Source organism: Xanthomonas sp. XNM01, from assembly GCF_014851915.1.
Lineage (GTDB): Bacteria > Pseudomonadota > Gammaproteobacteria > Xanthomonadales > Xanthomonadaceae > Pseudoxanthomonas.
This window is the reverse complement of the sequence record NZ_JACVAP010000004.1, coordinates 370,175-393,576: the sequence shown is the minus strand read 5'-3', so window position 1 is coordinate 393,576 and position 23,402 is coordinate 370,175. Positions and strand designations below refer to the sequence as shown.

Annotated in this window: 15 protein-coding genes; 4 read left to right on the top strand and 11 right to left on the bottom strand. The window is 69.7% G+C overall.

The window, feature by feature from the left end; genetic code table 11:
* Window positions 1-304: 304 nt before the first annotated feature.
* From IB242_RS15820 to IB242_RS15810, 3 genes are all read right to left on the bottom strand, one after another.
* Window positions 305-2,227, bottom strand: a complete 1,923-nt coding sequence (locus IB242_RS15820; RefSeq protein ID WP_225540776.1) for a S9 family peptidase — start codon at window positions 2,225-2,227, stop codon at window positions 305-307.
* A 316-nt stretch (window positions 2,228-2,543) separates the two neighbouring features.
* Complete coding sequence (locus tag IB242_RS15815; protein ID WP_192281627.1) at window positions 2,544-2,771, bottom strand: DUF378 domain-containing protein; 228 nt, start codon at window positions 2,769-2,771, stop codon at window positions 2,544-2,546.
* A gap of 144 nt (window positions 2,772-2,915) precedes the next feature.
* The gene (locus IB242_RS15810) at window positions 2,916-3,257 is read right to left on the bottom strand and encodes a DUF3817 domain-containing protein (protein ID WP_192281624.1); all 342 of its coding nucleotides are present in this window, start codon (window positions 3,255-3,257) and stop codon (window positions 2,916-2,918) included.
* Between the two features lie 278 nt (window positions 3,258-3,535).
* On the opposite strand from IB242_RS15810, the gene IB242_RS15805 reads away from it, so the two are divergent.
* Window positions 3,536-5,518: an EAL domain-containing protein gene (locus IB242_RS15805; protein WP_225540719.1), complete on the top strand. Its 1,983-nt coding sequence runs from the start codon at window positions 3,536-3,538 to the stop codon at window positions 5,516-5,518.
* A gap of 10 nt (window positions 5,519-5,528) precedes the next feature.
* Here the strand turns inward: IB242_RS15805 and IB242_RS15800 are convergent, their stop codons facing one another.
* The 3 genes from IB242_RS15800 to IB242_RS15790 form a co-directional block, all read right to left on the bottom strand.
* Window positions 5,529-6,227 carry a DUF1963 domain-containing protein gene (locus IB242_RS15800; protein ID WP_192281621.1) on the bottom strand — a complete coding sequence of 233 codons (699 nt, stop codon included), beginning with the start codon at window positions 6,225-6,227 and terminating at the stop codon, window positions 5,529-5,531.
* A gap of 460 nt (window positions 6,228-6,687) precedes the next feature.
* Window positions 6,688-7,389 carry a LytTR family DNA-binding domain-containing protein gene (locus IB242_RS15795; RefSeq protein WP_192281618.1) on the bottom strand — a complete coding sequence of 234 codons (702 nt, stop codon included), beginning with the start codon at window positions 7,387-7,389 and terminating at the stop codon, window positions 6,688-6,690.
* Window positions 7,377-9,086 carry a sensor histidine kinase gene (locus IB242_RS15790; RefSeq protein ID WP_192281615.1) on the bottom strand — a complete coding sequence of 570 codons (1,710 nt, stop codon included), beginning with the start codon at window positions 9,084-9,086 and terminating at the stop codon, window positions 7,377-7,379. The genes IB242_RS15795 and IB242_RS15790 overlap by 13 nt, the downstream gene beginning before the upstream one ends.
* Window positions 9,087-9,429: 343 nt before the next feature.
* Here IB242_RS15790 and IB242_RS15785 point away from each other — a divergent pair, with 343 nt between their 5' ends.
* Both IB242_RS15785 and IB242_RS15780 read left to right on the top strand, forming a co-directional pair.
* On the top strand, window positions 9,430-10,932 hold the full coding sequence (locus IB242_RS15785; RefSeq protein ID WP_343237158.1) for an alpha/beta hydrolase: 1,503 nt from the start codon (window positions 9,430-9,432) through the stop codon (window positions 10,930-10,932).
* Window positions 10,933-11,170: 238 nt separating this feature from the next.
* The gene (locus IB242_RS15780) at window positions 11,171-14,032 is read left to right on the top strand and encodes a TonB-dependent receptor (protein ID WP_192281611.1); all 2,862 of its coding nucleotides are present in this window, start codon (window positions 11,171-11,173) and stop codon (window positions 14,030-14,032) included.
* 109 nt (window positions 14,033-14,141) lie between these two features.
* Here IB242_RS15780 and IB242_RS15775 read toward each other — a convergent pair whose 3' ends face one another.
* The 5 genes from IB242_RS15775 to IB242_RS15755 form a co-directional block, all read right to left on the bottom strand.
* Entirely contained in the window at window positions 14,142-14,651 is a 510-nt protein-coding gene (locus IB242_RS15775) for a helix-turn-helix domain-containing protein (RefSeq protein ID WP_343237165.1), read from the bottom strand.
* Between the two features lie 74 nt (window positions 14,652-14,725).
* Entirely contained in the window at window positions 14,726-16,009 is a 1,284-nt protein-coding gene (gene fabF, locus IB242_RS15770) for a beta-ketoacyl-ACP synthase II (RefSeq protein ID WP_192281605.1), read from the bottom strand.
* Window positions 16,009-19,086, bottom strand: coding sequence for an efflux RND transporter permease subunit (locus IB242_RS15765; protein WP_192281602.1), 3,078 nt, complete (start codon window positions 19,084-19,086; stop codon window positions 16,009-16,011). The genes fabF and IB242_RS15765 overlap by 1 nt, the downstream gene beginning before the upstream one ends.
* On the bottom strand, window positions 19,083-20,201 hold the full coding sequence (locus tag IB242_RS15760) for an efflux RND transporter periplasmic adaptor subunit (protein ID WP_192281600.1): 1,119 nt from the start codon (window positions 20,199-20,201) through the stop codon (window positions 19,083-19,085). The genes IB242_RS15765 and IB242_RS15760 overlap by 4 nt, the downstream gene beginning before the upstream one ends.
* Before the next feature lie 69 nt (window positions 20,202-20,270).
* On the bottom strand, window positions 20,271-20,888 hold the full coding sequence (locus IB242_RS15755; protein WP_192281597.1) for a TetR/AcrR family transcriptional regulator: 618 nt from the start codon (window positions 20,886-20,888) through the stop codon (window positions 20,271-20,273).
* 359 nt (window positions 20,889-21,247) lie between these two features.
* Between IB242_RS15755 and IB242_RS15750 the strand changes: the two genes are divergently transcribed.
* Window positions 21,248-23,383 carry a TonB-dependent receptor gene (locus tag IB242_RS15750; protein WP_192281595.1) on the top strand — a complete coding sequence of 712 codons (2,136 nt, stop codon included), beginning with the start codon at window positions 21,248-21,250 and terminating at the stop codon, window positions 23,381-23,383.
* Window positions 23,384-23,402: the final 19 nt, after the last annotated feature.

Sequence of the window (23,402 nt, the reverse complement as noted above, 5' to 3'; positions counted from 1 at the left end):
AACCATGCAGCCGCCCGCGCACGCCATGCACTCGCTACCCTGCTTCATGCCTCGCCCTGCCGACAATGGACGGGGCGCAGCATCGCCGTCGACATGCCACAGGCGCCGCCGGGGGCGACCGGACATCCACCGATCGTCGGCAATGCACCCACGCAGCGGGCTCAGGGCACGCCATCTCCCGTCGCACACCGCTGCCAGTCATCGGAGGCTTCACGGCTGAAGTCCGACCCGAGCCGGCGCCAGGCGGTGCATGGCGTTCGAGACTGCATCCTGCTGCGCCGCGTCCAGCAGGACGCCTCTGCGGTCATTTCGACTTCGCGGTCGCGCCACCCAGATGGGTCGACAGGAAGGCGAGCAGGCGCGTGTAGTACTCGCGCCGATGCGGTTCCGTGTAGAAGCCATGGCCTTCGTTGGCGTAATAGAGCGTCTCCACCGGTACGCCCGCCTGCTTCAGTGCCCGTTCCATGCGCTCGCTGTGGACCAGCGGCGCGCGCTCGTCCTTGCCACCGGCGGCCAGGAACACGGGGACCTTGATCCGGGCTGCCAGCTGGGTCGGCGAACGCCCGGCCAGGGATTCGCGTGCACCGATCCAGTCGCCTGCCCATGTCCGCGTCGAACGGCTCCGGTCGGATGCATCGCGGTGCATCAGGGTCAGATCGTAGACGCCGACATAGCCGGCCGCGCACTGGTAGAGATCGGGCTCGCGGGCCGCGCCCATCAGGGCCGCATAGCCACCGTAGCTTGCACCGTAGATGCAGATCCGCTCCGGATCGGCGATCCCCTGCGCAATCGCCCAGCGCGTGGCATCGGTCACGTCGTCCTGCATCGTGCCGCCCCACTGCTGCGCGCCGGCGTGGCGATGGCGACGCCCGTAGTTTCCCGACCCGCGATAGTTCACCCGCAGCACCGCATAGCCGGCTGCGGCCAGCACCTGCGCATCGTCATCGAAGCCCCATTCGTCGAAGATGCCGTACGGCCCGCCATGCGGCAGGACGACCAGCGGGAGAGGGCCTTCGGCGGCCGCCAGCGGAAGGGTCAGGTAGGCATCGAGCGGCAGGCCATCGCGTGCCTTCAGCGACACCAGCGTACTCGGCGGGACCAGATGCGGCGGCAGCCACTCGCGGCGCGCGAAGATGCGGTCGGCACTCTTGTTGACCGTGTCGAACAGGAAGTAGTCGCCGCTGTTGCGGTCGCTCCACGAGTAGATCACCGCCAGGCGCCCATCGGCGCTGGCCGAGGTGATGTGGATCGCATCGCCGCTGAACGATCTTTCCAGGCTGCGGTACAGACGCGAGGTGGGTGCGTTGTCGTCGAAGAAGCGGTTGTGGACACGATCGCTCATGAACGACGCACCGATGGGCGTGCGTCCGTCAAGGTCGTACAGGATGCGGTAGGGGTCCACGCGTGCGTCGCGCAGCAGCTCGCGGGTCTGGCCGTCGGCAGGATTCCAGGCGACGACGGAATCAGGACCATCCGGGTGTTCGACCTGCAGATAGGCAAGGGTTCCATCGGCAGAGAAGCCGAGTGGATACCGGTTGTGGCCGCTCTGGCCCGCATCATGGACCAGGCGCCATTCCGCAGCGTCGCCGTCCCGGTAGTACACCTTCTGCACGTTGTCGATGTTGGCGCCGGTGGCGAACCTCACCTGCCCGTCGGCGTCGGCGACGAACTCGGCACGCTTGACTGGCGGGGTCGCCACGACGCTGCGCTGGCGGGTGTAGACATCGAGCCGCTCGACCCGCACGGTGGGATCGCGACTGGCGGGAACCGCCGACACCAGCACGTTGCGACGATCGTTCGGCAAGGTGTCGAACAGGTAGACACCCTGCTGCAGCGTCAGCTGGACGGTCGTATCCAGCGGGCCTGCGGCACCGTAAGGGCTGGCCAGCAGCTGCGCGTTCTTTCCGGTCACGTCGATCGCATGCAGCTCGCCGATCGATACCGGCTGGTCGCGCGACCCGAGCCTGTTGGCCACCGACGCGACGATGCGCTCGTCGTTGGCCCACCAGAATGCCTCGATGACCGAGTCCTTGCGGCCGGTGATCTTGGCCGTCGGCTGATTGTCGGCGCGCCGCACCACCGCCACTGCGTTGCGGTCTTCGAGTTCGGTGATGACCGCGTAGTAGTCGCCGTTGGGCGAAATCTTGACCTGCTGGTACTGCGCCTGGCGCAGATATGGCGCCAGGTCCACCTTATGCGGCTGTGCCTGGACGGCCGGTGGCACCATCACAGCCAGAAGCAGGATGGCGCGCATTGCCCATGGATGCATGATCGTTCCCTTCCTTGAGTCCCCGCCGGGATCTTCTCAGGAAGCGCGTACCAAATCCATGCAACGCAAACACCCGTCGCGCGTAGTCCCCGCAGCTACTCCCGAGGGGGCGATGCGGTTCACTGGTCCACATGACCAATGTCTGCCTCCGTGGCGTCAGCTGGCCCGTGGGCCAGCGTGATCCGGCACGAGGCGCTGCGCGGCATGTGCGTGGCAAGGAGCCACGACGACGACGGCGGCAGGCGAGCCCTGCTGCCGACACGCACCGCCCGCGTCAGCGACCCGCCTGCGCGCGGCGCTCGTCGCTGGACACAGCCCGGAACAGCGGCACCAGCTGCCACAGCGCCGACAGGCCCACCAGCACGTAGACCAGCCTGGCCAGCGGCGCGTCCTGTCCGCCGAACAGCTCGGCCACCAGATCGAACCGGGCGAGGCCGACCAGGCCCCAGTTGATGCCACCCACGATCACCAGGACCAGGGTGATGATGTTGATCGCCTTCATCGCATGTCTCCTCGCCAACGCTGCTGGAGACACGACGATGAACACCGGCGCGTCAACCGGAGGCGACGTGGAGGGGAAAACCTGCGCCAATCGCGTCGAACTGCACACCGTCCGACGCACGCGGCGTCGCGGCGTGTCCGCCCCTCATCGGGCTGCCCGATCTCCCGCCGGCGCCGACAGCAGTCCCCTGCGCCGGAACCACATTTCCACCGGCACGGTGACCAATGGCGGAAGCGCGGCCAGCAGCGCCACCAGCACCGCCCACAGTGGCCAGCGCAGGCGCACCCAGGCGAACAGGCTGACCGCGACGTACACCAGGAAGGCGACCCCGTGCAGGCGCCCGAACAGCCACACGCCCAGCTCGGTGGTCTGGGTGCCGTACTTCAGCAGCATGCCGACCAGCAGGCCGGCCCAGGTGAGGGCTTCGAAGAATGCGGCAGCGGCGAACAGCCTGCCGGTGGCGGACAACGGGGGTGCAGCGGGCATCGTGCGGGGCTCCGGGCAAAAGAACGCGCGAGTGTAGCAACGGGGCAGCGGGCCACTGTTTCGGCGGACGGCGATGCCGCACGCAGCAACCGCTCCGGTGCGGGGAAGGGCCGCGGCTGCTGCAATGCGCAATCGCGCAGGGGAGCACCCGGCGCGGTCCCGCCCATCCACCCGCCCATTGCGCTTTCACCCCGTCGTCTGGCCTGCTGTATACCGTTGGACGCGGTTGCCGGCCCCCTGTGCCGGACCGGTGTCCGCAGGAGTGGGGAGGACAGGAGATGGCGACGATCCGCTCATGGGCCGCACTGCGCGCCTACATGTCGGTGGACACCGACAACCCGGCCCTGCTGAAGGCCCAGTACCGGGCATTCGCGCGCCAGATCCCGCTGATGTACGTCATGCTGATGATCAACGCGTGGCTGCTGGCCAGTACCCACATGGCCCTGGCCCCGCGCTGGCTCACCGTCTACATGCCGGCGCTCATGAGCCTGGTCTGCCTGTGGCGCTGCATCACCTGGTGGCGCGGCGACCCGCGCGATCCCGACACCGCCACCGCCCGCCGCGCACTGCTGCGCACCAATGTGCTGGCGTGGCCGATCACCGCGGTCTTCATCTGCTGGTCGCTGGCGCTGTTCCCCTACGGCGACAGCCACACCCAGTCGCACGTGGCCTTCTTCATGGCGGTGACCGTGATCGGCGTGCTGCTGTGCCTGATGCACGTGCGCCCGGCGATGCTGGTCACCGCTGCCAGCGTCAATGGCATCTTCGTGCTGTTCTTCATCGCCAGCGGCGTGTCGACCTTCATCGCGATGGCGATCAACGTGGCCCTGGTCACCACCACCCTGGTGGTGATGCTGCTGCGCCAGTACGAGGACTTCACCCAGCTGGTCCGCGCGCGCGAGCACGCCGAGGCGCTGGGGTCGGAGAACCTGCGGCTGGCCAATCTCGACAGCCTGACCGGGCTGCCCAACCGCCGCTGGTTCTTCTCGACGCTGGAAGCGGTCTGCGCCGATGCCGAGGCCGACGGCACCCGCTTCGCGGTCGGCATCCTCGACCTGGACGGCTTCAAGCCGGTCAACGACCTGTACGGGCATGCGGTCGGCGACCGGCTGCTGGCCCAGGTCGGCGAGCGCCTGGCCGCGCTGCGCGACGCGCACATCCATTTCGCGCGTCTGGGCGGCGACGAATTCGCGCTGATCATCGAGGACATGGACGACGACGAGGCGCGCCTGACGTTCGGCCGGCGGGTCTGCGAGGAATTGCGCAGGCCGTTCCACCTGCACGACACCACGCTGCAGATCGCCGCCTCGATGGGCATGGTGATCTATCCCGACCTGGCCGGCGATGCGGTGGATCTGTACGAGCGCGCCGACTACGCGCTCTACGACGGCAAGCGCAACCATCCGGGCACGGTGAGCCTGTTCTCGGCCCGCATGCGCGCGCAGATCCAGCGCGATGCGCTGATCGAGCAGGCGCTGCGCAAGGCCGACCTGGGGCACGAGCTGTCGGTGCACTTCCAGCCGATCGTGGACACCGCGCAGCGGCGCACACTGGCGTTCGAGGCGCTGGCGCGCTGGCACCATCCGGCGCTGGGCGAGGTCTCGCCCGCGGAGTTCATTCCGGTGGCCGAGCGCGCCGGCCTGATCAGCCTGCTCACCCGGACGCTGCTGGCCAAGGCGCTGGCGACCACGGCCGGCTGGCCGGAGCAGATCGGGCTGTCGTTCAACCTGTCCGCGCACGACCTGGGCACCAGCGAGGAAGTCCTGCGCCTGGAGAAGGTGATCGCCGACAGCGGCGTGGAGACCGCCCGGATCGACCTGGAGATCACCGAGACCGCGGTCATGCACGACATGGAGCAGGTGCAGTGGGCGGTGCGGCGCCTGCGCGCGACCGGCTGCGGGGTGACGCTGGACGACTTCGGCACCGGCTTCTCCAGCCTCAGCCAGCTGCACGCCCTGCCGCTGACGCGGATCAAGATCGACCGGCGCTTCGTCAGCGGCATCCACCGCAATCCGACCAGCCTGAAGATCGTCAAATCGCTGCTTGCGCTGAGCCGCGACATGGGACTGGGCTGCGTGATCGAGGGCGTGGAAACGCGCGAGGAACTCGCGGTGCTGGAGGACCTGGGCGGCAGCACGATGCAGGGCCACCTGTTCTCGCATCCGCTGCCGGTCGAAGGCGCCGCCGAGTGGCTGGCGCGCGAGCGCCACGCGCCCGGCCGCTGGCATCCCGGGATCGGCACCGACTGCCTGCTGTGGTGAGCGCGGCCGCTCAGTGGAAGTCGTAGTACAGCGCCCACTCCCCGCTGTCGTGGTGCCGCCAGAACATCAGGCTGCCGTTGTCGACGACGTTGAGGCCCACCTTTTCGTCCGACGACACCTGGAGCATGAACTCGAAGCCTTCGCCCGGATCGACCCCGGACTGGCAGAACGACGGCCAGCCGCCGAGCTTGTGCTCGTACGCATGGCAGGTGACGTCGTAGTACCCGGCGATCCGGCCGGCGTCCTCCAGCGCCAGGATCTCCTCGGCGAGCGCCCATGGCACGCCGCCCCCGTCCCACAGCGGGTGATCCTCGTCCACGCGCTCGGCCCGCAGCGGGAACGGCGCCAGGCCCTGCCCGTCCGCGGGCGGCAGCACGCGGCGCTGCAGTGGAACATCCGCGGCGTACTCGCGCACCAGCCAGTTGGCGCCCATCGGCTCGAGCACCTCGGGCAGCTGCGCGGAGATGAAGATGGTGAGCACCCGGATGCCCTGCAGCGCGGCCGGCACCACCGGCAACGTCGGCAGGTGCAGCTGCAGCAGCGGCACCATCGCCGCGCCGGACGCATCGACCGGCACGTCCTCGCCGTCGGCGAACAGGAACACGCGCCCGATCCAGCTCTCCTCGTCGGTGCCGGCCGGCCGGAATCCCCCGGCGAAGAAGCGCGTGGCGGGCCGCGCCAGCTGGCGCTTGATCCGGTCGATGTCCATGTCGGTCTCCTTGCAGGGGCGCCAAGGGTAAACGCAGTACGCCGCAGGCCGCCCCCGTCGGCAAGACGCAGGCCGCCCGGTCCCGCCTTGCCGCCGGACCAGACCGGCCAGGGTCTCACTGGAGCTGCGGTCCCTGCATCGATGCCAGCCTTCCATCCAACCGGCGACGACGCCGGCCGTCGCGGGCGCGCAGGAGGCGGATCTTCCGCCACTACGCCGCGACGCAGCGTCCGGACTCCACGCTCCACTTCCCCATCCCGTGCCGCTGGACGATGGCACGCTCATCCCGATCGGGCCGCTGCACCTGGAGGGGCATGACCCAGCATCGGCCGGATGCCGATGCTGCGCGGGGAGCACGCCTGCGTCGTCTACGACATGGACGACGTCCTCCATGCCACCGCCGCCTCCCCGCGGCCGACGGCCTGCCGGACGGTTTCGCGATGACTGCGCGCCGCGCGGCTCACGCCACGCCCAGCTCCCTGCGCAATGCGGCGACATGGGCGCGACCGACCGGCAGCTCGCCGCCGTCGGACAGGCTCAACCAGTAGCGCGTGCCCGACGCTGCATGCAGGCCGCGCACATGACGCAGATTGACCAGGCAGGAGCGATGGCAGCGCACGAAGTCCGGCGGCAGCACCGCCACCAGGCCGGCCAGCGGCTTGTCGTGCAGTTCGCTGCGTCCATCGCGCAGGCGCAGCTGGCTGTAGTCGCCGTCGGCACGGATCCACAGCACGTCCTCCAGCGCGACCAGCGCCGTCCCCCGCGCGTGCCAGATACCCAGGTAGCGGGCCTGTCCGGCGCGGTAATGCCCGGCGTCGAGCAGACGCGCCAGCGCCTGGCCGAGCCGCTCGCGCGAGAAGGGTTTTGGCACGAAGTCCAGCACGCCATGCTCGAACGCCTGCAGCGCGCGGTCGCGGTGCGCCGAGACCACCACGCAGTGGTAGCGCCCGGCCACGGTGCGCCGCAGCACCTCGAAGCCGTCCTCGCCGGCGAGGTTCAGGTCCAACAGCAGGCCGTCGTAGACGCTGCGCTGCAGCCTGTCGCCGGCCGACTCCAGGTCGGCGACGGCGTCGAAACGCGCGCGCGAACCCACCAGTTCGGCGCACAGCCGCAGCAGGCGCTTCCGCACCAGCGGTTCGTCCTCGACGATCAGGATGCGCATGTCAGCTCGATCCTGCCGCACCAGCGCTCGCCCTCGGCCCCCTGCACGAAGCGTCCGCCACCCGGCGCGACCGCCGCGAGGCTGGCCTCGATGTAGCGCGTGCCGGTGCCCTGCCCGCGGTGCGGTGCCGCTCCGCGGGCGCTGCGCAGCTCCAGCACCCAGCCCTGCGCCACGCGCTGCACGCGCAGCTGGAACGGATGCCGCGCGCAGGCCGCGGCGCCGGCGTGGGTCAGCGCATTCTCGACCTGCGCATGCAGCACGCCGGGTGGTAGCGACAGGCCCGTGTCATCGGCATCCACCTCGAACCCGATCGGGCAGTCCAGCGCCTGGCCGACGATGTCCAGATGACTGCGGCACAGCGCCAGTTCGTCCTCCAGCGGCACGCTCTGGCGGGCGCTGCTGTCGCACAGCCGGTCGAACTGTGCAGCCAGCGCCTCGACCAGGCGGCTGGCCCGCGACGGCGCCTGTTCGATCAGCTCCTGCAGGCAGGTCAGCGTGTTCATCAGCCAGTGCGGCTGGATGCCACGCTGCAGCAGCTGCAGCGACAGGCGGGCGCGTTCTTCGCGCAGCCAGGCGTTGTGCCGGTCCATCGCCCGCAGCTGTTCGACGTGGCGCACCAGCAGGAAGCCCATCAGCACCGCCAGCAGCAGGAAGTACGGGCCGTCGAGGAACGCCCCGCCGACCAGCGGCATCGTCAGCGCGCCGGCCAGCAGCAGGACCAGGATCGGGACGCGCTCCTCGCGTTGCCCGTCGACACGCAACAGCACCCAGGCCGACGCCAGCATGCTCAGCAGCAGCGCCGCCAGCGAACTGGCATCGAAGCTCGGCAGCAGCAGCGCCGCCGCGGCGAGGGCCAGCACGTAGAGTCCCTGCACGTTCAGCGGCACCGCCACGCCGAAGCGGCGGGCCAGGTAGGCCGGCAGCAGCGCCGCCGCCGCCACATGCAGGGCCAGCAGCGCGACCAGCCGGGGCGCGTGCCAGGGATAGGCATACCCCAGCAGCGGACGCCAGGCCTCCACCACCGGCAGGGCCAGGCCGACGGCACCGAGCGCCAGCAGCAGCCGCGCGCCGGGCATGCGCTGGCGGCCACGCTGCACGGCCAGGAAGTAGGCGCAGGCCGCCGCCAGACCACCGCAGGCGAACGCCGCGATCAACCACGGCAGCAGGCTGCGGTCGTAAAGCTGCGCAGCCGGCCCGACCTCGACGAAGGCGTCCGCGCTGTACAGCCGCACGCGCTGGTGGTGGCTGGACGCGAGAACGGCCAGCGTGTCGCTGGCAGACGAGGCGTTGGATGGCGGCAGCACGTAGAGACTGTCGATCCGACCCGGCCGTTCCTCTGCCAGCGTGCGGCCGACCACGCCGTTGGGCGGCAGCGGGCGCCCGTTCCACAGCGGCTGGCTGGCCCCGCGCACCGACAGGCGCAGCGCGCGGATCTGGCCGGCATCGGCCGCCGCCGGCACGCGCCAGCGCAGCCAGTACGGCCCGTGCCATCCCGCCAGCGCATGCAGGTCGAGCGCGCGCCAGTCCAGGTCCTCCGGCGGATGCGTCGGCAGGCGGCCATCGGCGGTCACGCGCGCCGGCGCCATCTCCGCGGCCAGCACGCGGACCGTGGCCGGATCGCGCGCGGCCGCCAGCCACCAGGCGGCGACCGCGGCCAGCCATACGATGAGGACGACGACGCTGCGCGGAATCTGCATGCGGCCATCGTATCGGCTGCATGGAGATGCTGGACCCCCGGCTGGAGTCGTTCGGCCGTCTGCCGCCCCCGCTGCGCGGGACCGGCGCGGATGCTGGATGCCTTCCTTCCGGATGGAGCGCGTCATGTCCCGCATCCCCTGCCGTCGTTGCCACCCGTCGCCTGCGAGCACGGTCGATGCGCCCGCCCCGCGCCCGTCCGCGGCGGCCGGTCCATCGCCGTGCATCCGGTCGCCTGCCGGCCGCGTCCGGTTGCTTCCGCATCTGGCGGCGCTGGCGACGGCAGCCTGTCTTGTCGTGAGCTGCGCGGCGCCGGCGTTGGCCGCCGGTCGCGTCGCTCCCCTGGTGTTCACGCCTTACGCGTTCGAGACCAGGGAGCACGGCACGATCGCCGCCGAGGCCGGGTTCCTGGTGGTGCCCCGCCGCCACGCCGAGCCGGACGGGCCGCATCTCCGCCTGCGCGTGGTACGCCTGCCGGCGACCGGTGGCGACGGCCGCGCCGCACCGGTGGTCTACCTGGCCGGTGGCCCGGGCGGATCGGGCACCGGCACCGCGCGCGGGCCGCGCTGGCCGGTCTTCGACCAGGTCCGCCGCGAGGCCGACGTGCTGCTACTGGACCAGCGCGGGACCGAGCTGTCCCAACCGCCGCCGCCCTGCCCGCACACGGCGCGCTTCGACGACGCCCAGCCCCTGCAGCGCGACACCGCGCTGGCTGCGCTCCGGGCCACCGCGCATGCCTGCGTCGCGTACTGGCGGCAGGCCGGCGTCGACCTGGGCGCCTACACCACCGCCGAGAGCGCAGACGACATCGACGCGCTGCGGCGCGCACTGGGCAGGCCCAGGCTCAGCCTCTGGGGCATGAGCTACGGCACGCACCTGGCCCTGGCGGCCGTGCGTCGGCATGGCGCGGGCATCGAGCGCGTCGTGTTGATAGGCGCCGAAGGCCCGGACGACACGCTGAAGGCGCCGCTGTCGGCGGACGCGCTGCTCGACGAGCTGTCCACCGTCGCGCGGCAGCAGGGATTGAACGACCTGGGCGGATCGGCGCGGCGCGTGCTGCAGAGGCTGCGCGACCAGCCGGGCCAGGGCCGCAGCCTGATGCACCGCGGCCGGCAGGTGACGCTCGGCGAATTCGATGCGCAGCTCGCGATCGCCGCCGCGCTCGGCCGCCGCTCCACCCAGCAGCTGCTGCCGCTGGCGCTGCGCGAGGCCGAACGCGGCGACTACGACCTGCTTGCGGCGATCGTGCTGATGCTGCGCGAGGAGCTGGGTGGATTCCAGGCGATGCCGCTGGCGATGGACGTGGCGTCGGGCCAGAGCCCGCAGCGTCGTGCGCTGGTCGAGAGGCAGGCGGGCGAGAGCCTGTTCGGCGATGCGCTGAACTTCCCGTTTCCGATGCTGGGCGACGGGCTGGGGCTGCCCGACCTCGGCGAGGCCTTCCGCGCGCCGCTGCACAGCGACGTGCCGGTGCTGATGATCGGCGGCACGCTGGACGGGCGCACGCCGCCGGACAACGCCCGCGCCCTGCTCCCCGGCCTGCGCAACGGACAGCTGCTGCTGGTGGACGGCGCCAGCCACGACGACGAGCTGTGGCTCGGCCATCCGGACATCGCCAAGCGCATCGCCGCGTTCCTGGGTGGCCGCGCGGTGGACGATGCCGCGCTGGAGGTGCCGCCGCCCACCTTCGCGACCGGCACGCTGACGCTGCTGCTGTCGATGTTCGGCATCGGTCGGGGCACGGCGCTGGCCATGGTGATCGCGCTGACGCTGCTGCCGGCCGGTCTGTGGTGGTCGTGGCGCCACCGCCCCTGGCGCAGGCGCGCGGGGAGTACCGGGCCGACGGGATGAGCACGGACGCGCCGACGCAGGCCGGCGTCCCTCCTGCCCACGCACGCCGCGCCTCTACACGACGCTGAACGAACCGGACCGGCGTCGCGGTTCCGCTGCGGTGCTCATCGCGCCCTGCCGTTCGCGATGCCATTTTTGCGGCGCCCTGTCACACCTTGCCGTTCACCGATTGCTTACAACCTGAAGACCGCGCGTTGCAGGGGGCGCCGGCGTGGACCATTCCTTCAGGAGAGAGTGAATGCGTACGATCCGCCTGCACCACCGGCCACTGGCCATTGCCGTCCTCGTCGCCCTGCCGATGCTGGCCACCGCACAGGACACCCCCACCACCGATCTGGACCGCGTCCAGGTCACCGGCACCCGGATCAAACGCGCGGAAATCGAAGGCCAGGTCCCGATCCAGACACTGAGCCGCGAAGACATCGAACGCACCGGCCTGACCTCGATCGGCGACGTGCTGCAGCAGCTGACCGGCTCGGGCTCGGCGCTCAACGCCAAGTTCAACTCGTCGGGCAATTTCGGCTTCCCGCCCGATGGCAGCGGCGTCGGTGCCGGCTCGGCGCAGGTCGATCTGCGCCATCTCGGCTCGCGCCGGGTACTGGTGCTGGTGGACGGTATCCGCTGGGTCAACGAGTCGTCGGCCTCGGGCGTGGGCTCGTCGACCGATCTCAACACGATCCCGCTGGCGATCGTCGAGCGCATCGAGGTGCTGGAGGACGGCGCGTCGTCGCTGTACGGCTCGGACGCGATCTCCGGCGTGGTCAACATCATCACCCGCAGCGATTTCGAAGGCGGCCAGGTCACGCTGAACTACGGCCGCTACGGCGAAGGCGATGGCGACCAGCGCGGTGTCGACCTGGCCTGGGGCACGCGCGGCGAGCGCTTCAGCGCCTTCGTCGGCGCCAGCTTCACCCGCCAGGATGCGGTGTATGCGCGCGACCGCGCGCAGTCCCGCTTTCCGGTGCCCGGCACCGGCGTGGCGCTGGGCAGCTCGGCCACGCCGCAGGGGCGCTTCATCTTCACCGACCCCAACACCGGCGCGACGCTCGACCTGGTGCCAAACACCGGCGCGTCCTCGCCGGTCTACGACGGCGGCACCAGCTGCACCCGCAGCGACGACTACCACTGCTTCACCAGCGCCGACCGCTTCAACTTCGCCGAGTACAACCTGGTGCTGACGCCGTCCGAGCGCAAAGGCCTGTTCGGCCAGTTCCGCTTCGACATCAGCGACAACGTGCAGCTGTACGTGAAGGCACTGGCCAACCGGCGCGAATCGACCAACCAGGCCGCGCCCGAGCCGCTGTTCCTCGGTCCCGAAGGCGGCACCGGCAATCCGCTGGCCGACGGCATCTTCATTTCCGCGGCCAACCCGTACAACCCGTTCGGCTTCGACCTGGATTCGGCCGACAACCTGATCATGATCGGCCGCCGGCCGGTCGAAGGCGGCGCGCGCGTATTCGACCAGAAGGTCGATACGCGCTACGTCGGCGCCGGCCTGGTCGGCTCGTTCCAGGCTGCCGGGCGCGGCTGGTACTGGGACGTCAATGCGATGTACAGCAGCAACGAGGCCGAGCAGACCAACCGCGGCAGCTACAACATCCGCAACATCAACCTGGCCCTGGGCGACCCGGCCGCCTGCGCCGCCACGCCGGGCTGCGTGCCGCTGGACATCTTCGGCGGCGTCGGCTCGATCACGCCGGAGATGCTGCGCTGGATCCAGCCGATCGTGCGCGACCGCTCCGAGAACACGCTGAAGCTGGCCACCGCCAACCTCAGCAGCGACCTGTTCGAACTGCCGGCAGGGCCGGTCTCGTTCGCCACCGGCCTGGAGTACCGCGAGTACGAGGGCTGGTACCAGCCCGATCCGCTGACCGTGGCCGGCGACTACAACGGCGTGCCCTCGCAGCCCACCTCCGGCGAGTACGACGTCACCGAGGCCTATCTCGAACTCAACATCCCGATCTTCGCCGACAGCACCTTCGGCGAGAAGCTGGACCTGAGCCTGGCCGGCCGCTACTCGGACTATTCGACGTTCGGCGGCGAGTTCACGCCCAAGTACGGACTGCGCTGGCAGGTGAGCAACGATCTGGTCCTGCGCACCAGCTACGCCGAAGGCTTCCGCGCGCCGACCATCGGCGAGCTGTACGGCTCGGCCGCACGCGCCGACCTGCAGATCTCCGACCCCTGTTCGATCGGCCTGGGCGGCACGCCACCACGCGGCAGCGCGGCCAACTGCGCCACGCTCGGCGTGCCCGGCGGCTTCCAGCAGGCCAACTCGCAGATCTCGGTCACCACCGGCGGCAACACCGCGCTGGACCCGGAGCGCTCACGCAGCTTCAGCGCCGGCTTCGTCTACAGCCCGTGGTTCGCCAACAGCGTCGACTGGGCCGACCGCTTCGACATCGAGGTCACTTTCTACCGCCACCACATCGACGGCGCGATCCAGGCCATCGACGCGCAGACCCAGCTCGACCTGTGCGTGGACACGCTCGATCCGCTGTACTGCGACGGCATCGGCCGCGCCGCCACCGGCGGCATCAACCTGTTCAACAACCGGCTGACCAACCTGGGTTCGATCAAGACCGACGGCTGGGACGTGGACCTGTTCTGGAGTTCGCCGCAGACCGCCGCCGGCCGCTTCAGCCTCGGCTGGAAGAACACCTTCGTCGGCCGCTACGAGGCCCGCGGCGCCAACGGCCAGCTGCAGCCGCAGTCGCCCGGCATCGAGGTGGTCGACAGCGCGATCCCCGAATGGACCAGCAACCTTGCGCTGGGCTGGCGGCAGGGGCCGTGGGACGCCTCGTGGACCATCCGCCACATCTCCGAGCTGACCGAGGACTGCGGCGACGCGGTGGCCTTCCCGATCTGCGGCAACCAGACCGACGGCACCAACACGCTGGACGCGATCACCTACCACGACGCGCAGCTGGGCTACCGGATCGACTGGCTGAAGGGACTGCAGCTCAATGCGGGCGTCAACAACCTCTTCAACGAGGATCCGCCGATCTGCCTGTCGTGCTCGTTGAACGGCTACGACGCCTCGACCTACGACATTCCGCGCGGCCGCTTCTTCTACCTGCGCGCGGACCTGCGCTTCTGAGCGACACCCCGCTCCCCGCCGCCAGCCGGGGAGCGGGCTCCGGGCCCGTGCCACCGAGCAGGTCAGCCCCTGTACGGGACCTGCCTGATCGCGTCCGGCACAGCGCCTGCTAGGGATACGCCATGCGAAACAGTGCGACCACCGATTCGGTGTTCCAGCCACCGTCGGACCGCAGCGCCCCATGTTCCACCAGGGCCAGGAACTGGTCGGCGTGTGCATCGGCAGTGTCCGGATGACGCATGGCGAAGGCCGCGGCCAGCAATGCATGCTGTCGCTGGAAGCGCGCCGACCAGGAGGTTATGACCGCATGCGGAAGCTTGGCTGGCTGCTGCACCAGTGCACCCAGCGCCCGATAGACGTCGCTGCCGGCGGCGTGCGCAACGCTGTGCGCCACCAGCGGTAGCAGGACATGTAGATCCTCATCCAGTGGCAGGTCCAGCCGCCGGCTGTACGCGAGGCTGGTGTCCAGCCAGTGCTGCACCACCGCGGCGAACAGAGCGCTCTTGCTGCGGAAGTGCGCATAGAGCGTGACCTTGGTCACCGCACTTTCGGCCGCGATGCGGGTCATGCTGACGCCCTCCAGGCCATGCGCGAGGAACACCCGGGAGGCACCCGCCACGATCGCCTCCCTTCGCAACAGACGGATGCGTGCCCAGCGTAGTTGCCTGCCGTCGCCCACCCCCTGCGGCCCGGTCAGGACCACCGCCGGAACAGCACACTGGCATTGACACCACCAAACCCGAAGCCGTTGGACAGGGCGTACTCCAGCACAGCGGGCCTGGCCCGGGCACCTACGAGGGTCAAGCCCTCGGCCAGCGCATCGGGCATGCACAGATTCAGTGTAGGCGGCACGATCTGGTCACGCAGCGCAAGCGCGGTGAACGCAGCTTCGATGCCGCCGGCGGCGCCAAGCAGGTGGCCGGTGCTTGCCTTGGTCGCAGCGATCAGAAGATCGGGCCGTTGTCCGAACACTGCCCTGATCGCGGAAAGCTCCGCGCGGTCACCTACCTGGGTGGAGGTCGCATGGGCATTGAGGTGCTGGACATCGGCGGGAACGATGCCTGCCTGACGCAGGGCCTGTTCCATGGAGCGGCGGGCGCCGTCCCCGTTCTCCGGGCCCGCGGTGAGATGGTAGGCATCCGCGCTGGTGCCGTAGCCGACCAGTTCAGCGATCGGCAGCGCACCACGGGACAAGGCGTGTTCCAGCGTTTCTATCACCAGCAGGCCCGCACCTTCGGACATCACGAACCCGTCGCGGCCCTGGTCGAAGGGACGCGACGCCGCGACCGGCGTGGCGTTGTAGCCGGTGGACAGCGCCCTCGCCGCGGCGAAGGCGCCCAGCGAGACGCGGTGGATCGCCGCTTCCGCACCGCCGCAGATCGCGATGTCGGCCTCGCCGGAACGGATGATCCGGGCTGCGTCGCCGATGGCCTGCACACCGGCCGCACAGGCGGTGACCGGCGCACCGATCGCCCCCTGCAGCCCATGCCGGATCGATACGTGCCCCGCCGCCATGTTGCCCAGGAACGACGGCGCAGTGAACGGTGACAGCCTGCGCGGACCACGCTCCTTCGTGGCTTCCACCGCGGCTGCAATCGCGCCGAAGCCGCCGATTCCGGTCGCGATCACGGTGGCACTCCGCGCACGCTCACGCGGGGTGGCCGGCGCCCACTGCGCCTGTGCAAGCGCCTCGTCGGCCGCGATGATCGCGAACTCGATGAAGCGGTCCATCTTCCGGAGATCCTTGTCGGTAATGCTCCGATGGCGGTCGTAACCGGCAACCGGATCCTCCGCCTCCCCGAGCACCCGGCCGCCGACACTGGCGCCCACTCCCTCGCATAGCGCATCGGGCAACGTGCGGATGCCGGACTCGCCCCGCAGCAGCCGTGACCACACGTGTTCGGTGCCTGTGCCCAGCGGCGAGACGATGCCGATGCCGGTGACGACGATCCGCCTGCGATGGGGGGACGTCAACATCAGGGTTCCCCGCGGATCTGGCCGGGCGCTGCGGCGCCGATCCGGAACCAGATCGAGTACATGGCAGGCAGGAACACCAGGGTCAGCACAGTGCCAGCCAGGGTGCCGCCGATCAGCGTGTAGGCGAGGGTGCCCCAGAACACCGAGTAGGTCAGCGGAATGAACGCCAGCACCGCCGCCAGCGCGGTCAGGATCACCGGACGCGCGCGTTGCACGGTGGCTTCTACCACCGCATCCATCGGCTGCATGCCTTCGGCCTCGTTGTGGTGGATCTGGCCGATCAGGATCAGCGTGTTGCGCATCAGGATGCCCGACAGCGCGATCAGGCCGACCAGCGCATTGATCCCGAACGGCTGCTGGAACAGCAGCAGGGTCGGCACGACGCCGATCAGTCCCAGCGGACTCGTCAGGAAGACCATCACCATCGCCGACATCGAGCGGACCTGCAGCACGATGATCAGCAGCGTGGCGGCCAGCATGATCGGGAACAGCGGCAGCATCGCGCTCATCGCCTTGCCCGACTCCTCGATCGATCCAGCCTCGACGATCCGATATCCATCGGGCAGCTGCTCGCGCAGTGGTTCCAGCAGTGACGTGATGGCGGTGGACACGTCCGGCGGCTGCAGGCCCTCGGCGATGTCGCCGCGCACGGTGATGGTGGGCACGCGGTCGCGCCTGCGCATCACCGGCTCCTCCATCCGCACGTCCATCGTGCCGATCTGCGACAGCGGAACGCGCTGGCCGGCCGCACCGACCAGGGTGAAGTCCTCGATCCGCGCAGGATCCAGCCGGGCCTCTCCCGAGGTGCGGGCCATCACCTGGACAGTACGGATATCCTCGCGCACGCTGGTCACCGGCACGCCGCTGAGCAGGAACTGCAGCTGCTGCGCGGCCGAACTCGAACTCAACCCGACCGCCTGCAGACGGTCCTGCTGCAGCGTGAAGTGCAGGACAGGCGTACGCATGCCCCAGTCGCTGTTGACCGTCCGCATCAGCGGGCTTGCGCGCATCACGGATTCGGCCTGTGCGGCGATGCCGCGCAACACCTCGGGGTGGGGACCACTGACGCGATAGGCCACGGGAAACGGCGAATAGGGACCGAACACCAGCTGGGTGACGCGTACCTGCGCCTCCGGCGCCAGTCCCTCGGCGATGGCACGGCGTAGCCGGTGCTTCAGGGCCTCGCGTTCCTCCTGACTTCCGGTGCGCACGACGATCTTGGCGAACGCCGGGTCAGGCAGCTCTGGCGAAATGGCCAGGAAGAAGCGCGGCGCGCCCTGGCCGATGTACGCCGTCACGATCCTTGCCTCATCCTGGCTGGACAGCCACGCCTCGACCCGCGCGGTGGCCTCGCTGGTCTGCTCGATCGAGGTGCCATACGGCATCTGCACCTCGACGAGCACTTCTGGCCGGTCGGACGTCGGGAAGAACTGCTTCTTGACCGCGCCCATGCCGAGGATCGACAGCGCGAACAGGCCGACGACCGACCCGGCGACAAGCCACTTGCGTGCGATCACCTGAGCCAGCAGGTCGCGGAAACGGTTGTAACGCGGCGTGTCGTACAACGCAGCATGCCCGCCCTCGACCCGCTTGATCTCCGGCAGCAGCTTCACGCCCAGATAGGGCGTGAACACCACCGCCACCACCCACGAAGCGATCAGCGCGACGCCGACGATCCAGAACATGTTGCTGGTGTACTCGCCCGCGGTGGAGCGGGCAAAGCCGTTGGGCATGAAGCCGACCGCGGTCACCAGCGTGCCCGACAGCATCGGTGCGGCCGTGTGACTCCACGCATACGCCGACGCGGCCACGCGGCCGAAACCTTCCTCCATCTTCACCACCATCATCTCGATGGCGATGATCGCGTCGTCCACCAGCAGGCCGAGCGCCAGGATCAGCGAGCCGAGCGTGATCCGGTCGAAGTTCTTGCCGGTCGCGGCCATCACCAGGAATACGGCGGCCAGCGTGAGGGGCACCGCTGCGGCCACCACCACCCCCACCCGCCAACCCATGCTGACGAAGCAGACCAGCATCACCACGACCAGCGCCACGAAGAACTTCACCATGAACTCGTCGACCGAGGAGGCGATGTTGTCCGACTGGTCGGTGACCTTGGTCAGGCTCATGCCCAGCGGCATGTCTGCATTGATCGCGCCGACCTCGTCGTCCAGTGCCCTACCCAGATCCAGCCCGTTCCAGCCGTCTCGCATCACCACGCCCAGCAGCAGCGCGGGCTCGCCGCCATTGCGGATCAGGAAGGTGGACGGATCCTCGTAGCCGCGCCTGACGGTGGCGATGTCGGTCAGCTTGATGGTCCTGCTACCGGAAACGATCGGCGTCTCACGGATCTTGTCCAGTTCGTCGAGCGCACCGTCGAGCCGCACGAAGACGCTCGGCCCCCGCGTTTCGATCGAGCCGGCCGGCGTCAGCGCGTTCTGTCCGTTGAGCGCCGCGAACACATCCTGCGGCGCGATGCCCAGGGTGGCCAGGCGGTCGTGCGAGAACTCGACGAAGATGCGCTCGGGCTGCTCGCCGATGATGTTGACCTTCTTGACGCCGGGGACGTGCAGAATGCGTTGCCGGAGGGTTTCGGCATCGCGGGCCAGCACGCGCTGCGTTTCGCCCTTGGCCTTCAGCGCGAACAGCGCGAAGGTGACATCCGAGTATTCGTCGTTGACCATCGGGCCGATCACGCCGGCAGGCAGGTTGGCCGCCTCGTCCTCGAGCTTCTTCCGGGCCTGGTAGAACTCTTCCTGGACCTCCGATGGGGGTGTACTGTCCAGCAGCGTCAACGTGGTGAACGCCAGCCCGGGCCGGGTGTAGGTTTCGCTGCGGTCGTACCAGCGCAGTTCCTGCAGCCGTTTCTCCAACTTCTCGGCGACCTGATCCTGCATTTCCTGCGCGTCGGCACCTGGCCAGGCGGTGACCACGGTCATCACCTTCACGGTGAACGCCGGATCCTCGGCACGGCCAAGCTTGAAGAACGACACGATGCCGGCGAGCGAGACCAGCAGGATCAGGAACACCGTGATCGATCGTTCGCGGACCGCCAGTGCGGACAGGTTGAACCGGCTCACCGGGCCACTCCGGCGGCCTTGGGTACGACAGGCACGTCGCCGGTGCGCACGGGCATGCCATCGCGCAGCAGATGCGCGCCCAGTGCGGCGATACGCTCACCGTCCTTGAGCCCACCGGCGATGTAGGCCGCGTCGTCCGCGAGCCGGACGATACGCACCGGTCGCCAGGATGCGGTTTCGGGTTCGCCCTGGATGATCCAGACGCCCGGACCGTCACCGCGGTCGATGATGCTGGCGATCGGCACGCGCAGCGCCTGCCCGTCGTCGGGGCCCGCATCGGCGGCGAGCGCGACGGTGACCGTCGCACCGAGCGGTGCGGAGCCAGCCGCGTCATCCAGCGTGTAGCGCGCCTCGAACGTGCGGGTGACCGGATCGGCAGCGCCCGACAGCACACGCAGCCGCGCGCCGATCGGCGCACCGGCCTGCCCGAACACGCTGGCCGTCGCATGCGCCCCCAGTAAAGGACGCAGGGTCTCCGGCAACTGGACGACCGCTTCGCGCGGGCCGGAACGGGCGACGCGCACGACCACCTGTCCCGCCGCGACGACCTGCCCCGGCTCACCCAAGGTCTCCATGACCACACCGTCTGCGTCGGCCAGCAGGGTCGTATAGCCGCTGGCATTCGCGGCGACGCCAGCCTGCGCACGTGCCGCCCGCAGGTCGGCGGCGGCCGTGTCGGCCGTCGCCTTGACCTGGTCGTAGGCCGACACCGAAACCACGCCGCTGGCAACCAGCGCCTTGTAGCGCGCTTCGTCCTGCCGGGTCTGATGCGCCCGCGCTTCGGCGGCGGCCACCACCTGCCGCTGCGCACCCGCGGCCAGTTCCAGATCCACCGGATCCATCCGCATCAGCGGCTGGCCGCGCCTGACCACCTCCCCGGCATCGACCAGCCGGTCCTGCAGTTTCCCGCCAACACGGAAGGCCAGGTCGCTCTGAACCCGGGCCTGGATCGTGCCGGTGAAGGATCGGGTGTGCCCCCCCGCCGTGCGCACGGTCTCCGCACGCACCAGCGGCGGCTGGGTCCGGGGGTCCTCTTCCTGCTTGCCGCCGCATGCGGCGAGCGCCAGGAACAGGGTGCAGAGAGCGAACGCTCTGTCGAAACGATGCCGCGGCATGAGGATCCCGTGCAGGACTGGTCAGCCGGCATTCTCAAATCAAGTGACCATTACTGTCAATAGTCACAACTAGGGCGACAGACTCCTGAGGATCAGGCCTGACAGCAGGGCCGGACCTTCGTCGCTGTGGTCCAGGCTGTGCTGGAGCAGCAGCGGATTGAGGTAGGGCCGCATGATCAGGTGGACGGCCTTCGATGCCTCGTCCAATGGCGTCCTGCGTTCGAAATCGCCGCTCGCGCGGCCGCGCTCCAGAATGCCCTGCAGCATCGCGTGGATACGGCTTTCATAGGTCAGTGCCACCGGCCAGCGCTCGGTGGCAGCCGCGGCCGCGATCTCATACAGACGGCGGTCCTGGTTGAACAGTTCGAGGCTGGCCTCGACGGCAGTGCGAAACATGCGCCGCAACTGCTCGGGCGGGCTGTCGGTGGCCTCGACGACGGCAGCGACCTGCTGCTCGATGCCGTGCAGGCAGTTCGCGCAGATCGCCTCGCCGATCGCCTGCTTGGAGGCGAAGAATTTGTAGATGTACGCCTTGGAGAAGCCGATCGTCCGGGCCAGATCGGACACGGTGGTCTTGGCGTAGCCGTAATGGCTGAAATGTTCGGTCGCCGCGGCCACGATCTGGCTGCGGATCTCATGCTCTTCCGGACCACGCTCGGCGGTCGGGTGCCTGGTGTCGAGATTCATGGGCTCAGTCTAGCCAGATGCTCGAATGGCCCACAACAAGTGACCGAAGCGGTTACATGCCTGGATGCATGCCCAGGTGTCAGACCGAGCCTTCCACGGCAAAGCGGGGCAGGCACACAGCCAGCCCGGTGCCCAGACGACGCCAGTTGCCGACTCGTTCAGGGTGGTGACGCATGCACCCACACTCTGTTAACTTTACGAGCTACACAAAAGTTGACAGGGTGCACCGCGGCGCCGCGCCCCATGCGCTCCCCCACCCGCCTCGCCGATCCGGTCGCGATGCCGCCCCTGCGTGCCTGCACGTGGAGTGGCGACGCCTGCCCGCCCGGCGCACGGCCCGCAGACGATCCATGCCGACGATGACCGCTTCTCCGTTCCGCAGCACCACGCCCGTCCTCTCCCCGCTGACGCTGGCCGTCGCCGCCACGCTGGCCGCAACGCACGCTCACGCGGCCCCATCCGGCCAGGCCGTCACCCTGGATGCGGTCCACGTCACCGCCACTGTCTCCGAGGAAGTCGAGGCCGCGCGCCGGGCCCTGGCCGACGTGCCCGGTGCCGGCAACGTGGTCGACATGGCGCAGGTGCGCGCTGGCCGGCTCAGCAGCAACGCCGACGTGCTGGCGCTGCAGCCGGGCGTCCACGCGCAGTCGCCGGGCAACGAGGGCGCGAAGATCTCGATCCGCGGCTCGGGCATCAACCGCGGCCCGGGCGCGCATGCGTCCGGTGTGTCGGTCAGTCTGGATGGCCTGCCGCTGACCGCCTCCGGCGGCACGCCCTACGAACTGCTGGAACCGCTGTGGCTGGGCCGGGCCGAGGTGCTGCGCGGGGCCAACGGCTTCGAGCGCGGCGCGCTGGCACTGGGTGGCGCGATCGACTACGTGAGCCGCAGCGGCCGCGACGATGCCGGCCTGGAACTGCGCTACGAGGCGGGCAGCTTCGGCTACCGCAAGCGCCATGCCGCGTACGGCGGCATGCAGGGCGATGTCGATTACTACCTGGCCTACACCGACGTCGAGCACGACGGCTACCAGCGCCATGCCGCCAGCAGCGGCCGCGGCGCGATGGCCAACATCGGCTGGCAGCTCACGCCCGATCTGGAAACGCGCTTCTTCCTGCGCTACCGCGAGACCGACCACCAGACCCCCGGCCGCCTGACCCGCGCGCAGATCCGCAACAGCCCGCGCGACGCAAACCCGTCCAGCATGGCGATCGACGCGCAGCGCCCGCAGCCGGGCAGCACCTGGATCGGCAACCGCACCACGCTGCAGCTCGACGCCGATTCCACCCTGCAGGCCGGGCTGGTCTACCACCGCTATCCGATGGACCTCAACGAAAGCCTGTACCGGCAGCAGCTGGACTACGCCTCGCTCGGCGCCACGCTCGACTATGAGCGCCGGCATGCGCTGTTCGGCCGCGACAGCAGCACCCGCGTCGGCCTGCGCATCGTCCACGACCTCGACGCCGACGTGCGCGAAACGCTGCGCCGGCCGAACAACGGCTACCCGGCCGGCACCCACACCCGCGATTTCATGCACCACGGCACCGACAGCACGCTGCATGTGGCCAACACGCTGTCGCTGAGCACGACGCTGCGCCTGCAGACCGGCCTGGCCGTGGTGCAGACCAGGCGCGACGTGCGCGTGACCTGGCCGGCCAACAGCGACCGCATCGCCGACACCGCGTGGGATTACGCGCCACGGCTGGGGCTGGACTGGCAGCTCACGCCCGCCACCCAGCTGTTCGGCAACCTCAGCCGCTCGGTGGAAACGCCGCATCCGTGGTCGATGATCTGGGGCTCGGGCCAGACCTTCCCGGCCGGCAACGGCCCGTCCACCGGCCGCCAGCGCGCGCCGGTGGCGCTGGACAACCAGACCGCGACCACGCTGGAACTGGGCGCACGCGGCGACGGCCCGCTCGGCCGCTGGGAGCTGGCCGTCTACCAGGCCAACGTGCGCCACGCGCTGCTGACGGTGGAACTCCAGCCGCTGCCGAACCTGATCGTCGCCGAATCCAACGCCAGCCCCACCGTGCACCGCGGGCTGGAGGCCGGGCTGGACAGCCTGCTGTGGCAGCGCGGTGGCGAACGCCTGTCGCTGCGCCAGGCCTATACGTTCAGCGATTTCCGCTACCGCGACGACGCGCGCTTCGGCGACAACCGCATGCCCGGCCTGCCGCGCCACTACTACCATGCCGAACTGCGCTACGCGCACCCGTCCGGCGTACATGCCGGGCTGAGCACCGAGTACGCCTCCAGGATGGCGGTCGACTACGCCAACAGCGCCTGGGCAGACGGTCATCTGATCTTCGGCGCGCGCGCCGGCTACGAGGCCCCGGGCGGCCGCTGGCAGACCTGGCTGGACCTGCGCAATCTCGGCGACCGCCACTACGCGGCCACGGTGACGCCCGGCTACGACGACGGCGGCCGCGACGTCGCCCGCTCGACCCCGGGCGAAGGCTTCGGCGTGTACGCCGGCGTGAGCTGGCGCTTCCGCTGAGGCTGCCGCACGACGTTCC

Excerpts from the sequence above, each read along its gene's own strand:
- IB242_RS15815 (WP_192281627.1), bottom strand. The coding sequence starts at position 2,771 with ATGAAGGCGATCAACATCATCACCCTGGTCCTGGTGATCGTGGGTGGC.
- IB242_RS15780 (WP_192281611.1), top strand. The coding sequence starts at position 11,171 with ATGCGTACGATCCGCCTGCACCACCGGCCACTGGCCATTGCCGTCCTC.
- IB242_RS15805 (WP_225540719.1), top strand. The coding sequence starts at position 3,536 with ATGGCGACGATCCGCTCATGGGCCGCACTGCGCGCCTACATGTCGGTG.
- IB242_RS15790 (WP_192281615.1), bottom strand. The coding sequence starts at position 9,086 with ATGCAGATTCCGCGCAGCGTCGTCGTCCTCATCGTATGGCTGGCCGCG.
- IB242_RS15795 (WP_192281618.1), bottom strand. The coding sequence starts at position 7,389 with ATGCGCATCCTGATCGTCGAGGACGAACCGCTGGTGCGGAAGCGCCTG.
- IB242_RS15810 (WP_192281624.1), bottom strand. The coding sequence starts at position 3,257 with ATGCCCGCTGCACCCCCGTTGTCCGCCACCGGCAGGCTGTTCGCCGCT.
- fabF (WP_192281605.1), bottom strand. The coding sequence starts at position 16,009 with ATGTTGACGTCCCCCCATCGCAGGCGGATCGTCGTCACCGGCATCGGC.
- IB242_RS15755 (WP_192281597.1), bottom strand. The coding sequence starts at position 20,888 with ATGAATCTCGACACCAGGCACCCGACCGCCGAGCGTGGTCCGGAAGAG.
- IB242_RS15760 (WP_192281600.1), bottom strand. The coding sequence starts at position 20,201 with ATGCCGCGGCATCGTTTCGACAGAGCGTTCGCTCTCTGCACCCTGTTC.
- IB242_RS15750 (WP_192281595.1), top strand. The coding sequence starts at position 21,248 with ATGACCGCTTCTCCGTTCCGCAGCACCACGCCCGTCCTCTCCCCGCTG.
- IB242_RS15800 (WP_192281621.1), bottom strand. The coding sequence starts at position 6,227 with ATGGACATCGACCGGATCAAGCGCCAGCTGGCGCGGCCCGCCACGCGC.
- IB242_RS15820 (WP_225540776.1), bottom strand. The coding sequence starts at position 2,227 with ATGGTGCCACCGGCCGTCCAGGCACAGCCGCATAAGGTGGACCTGGCG.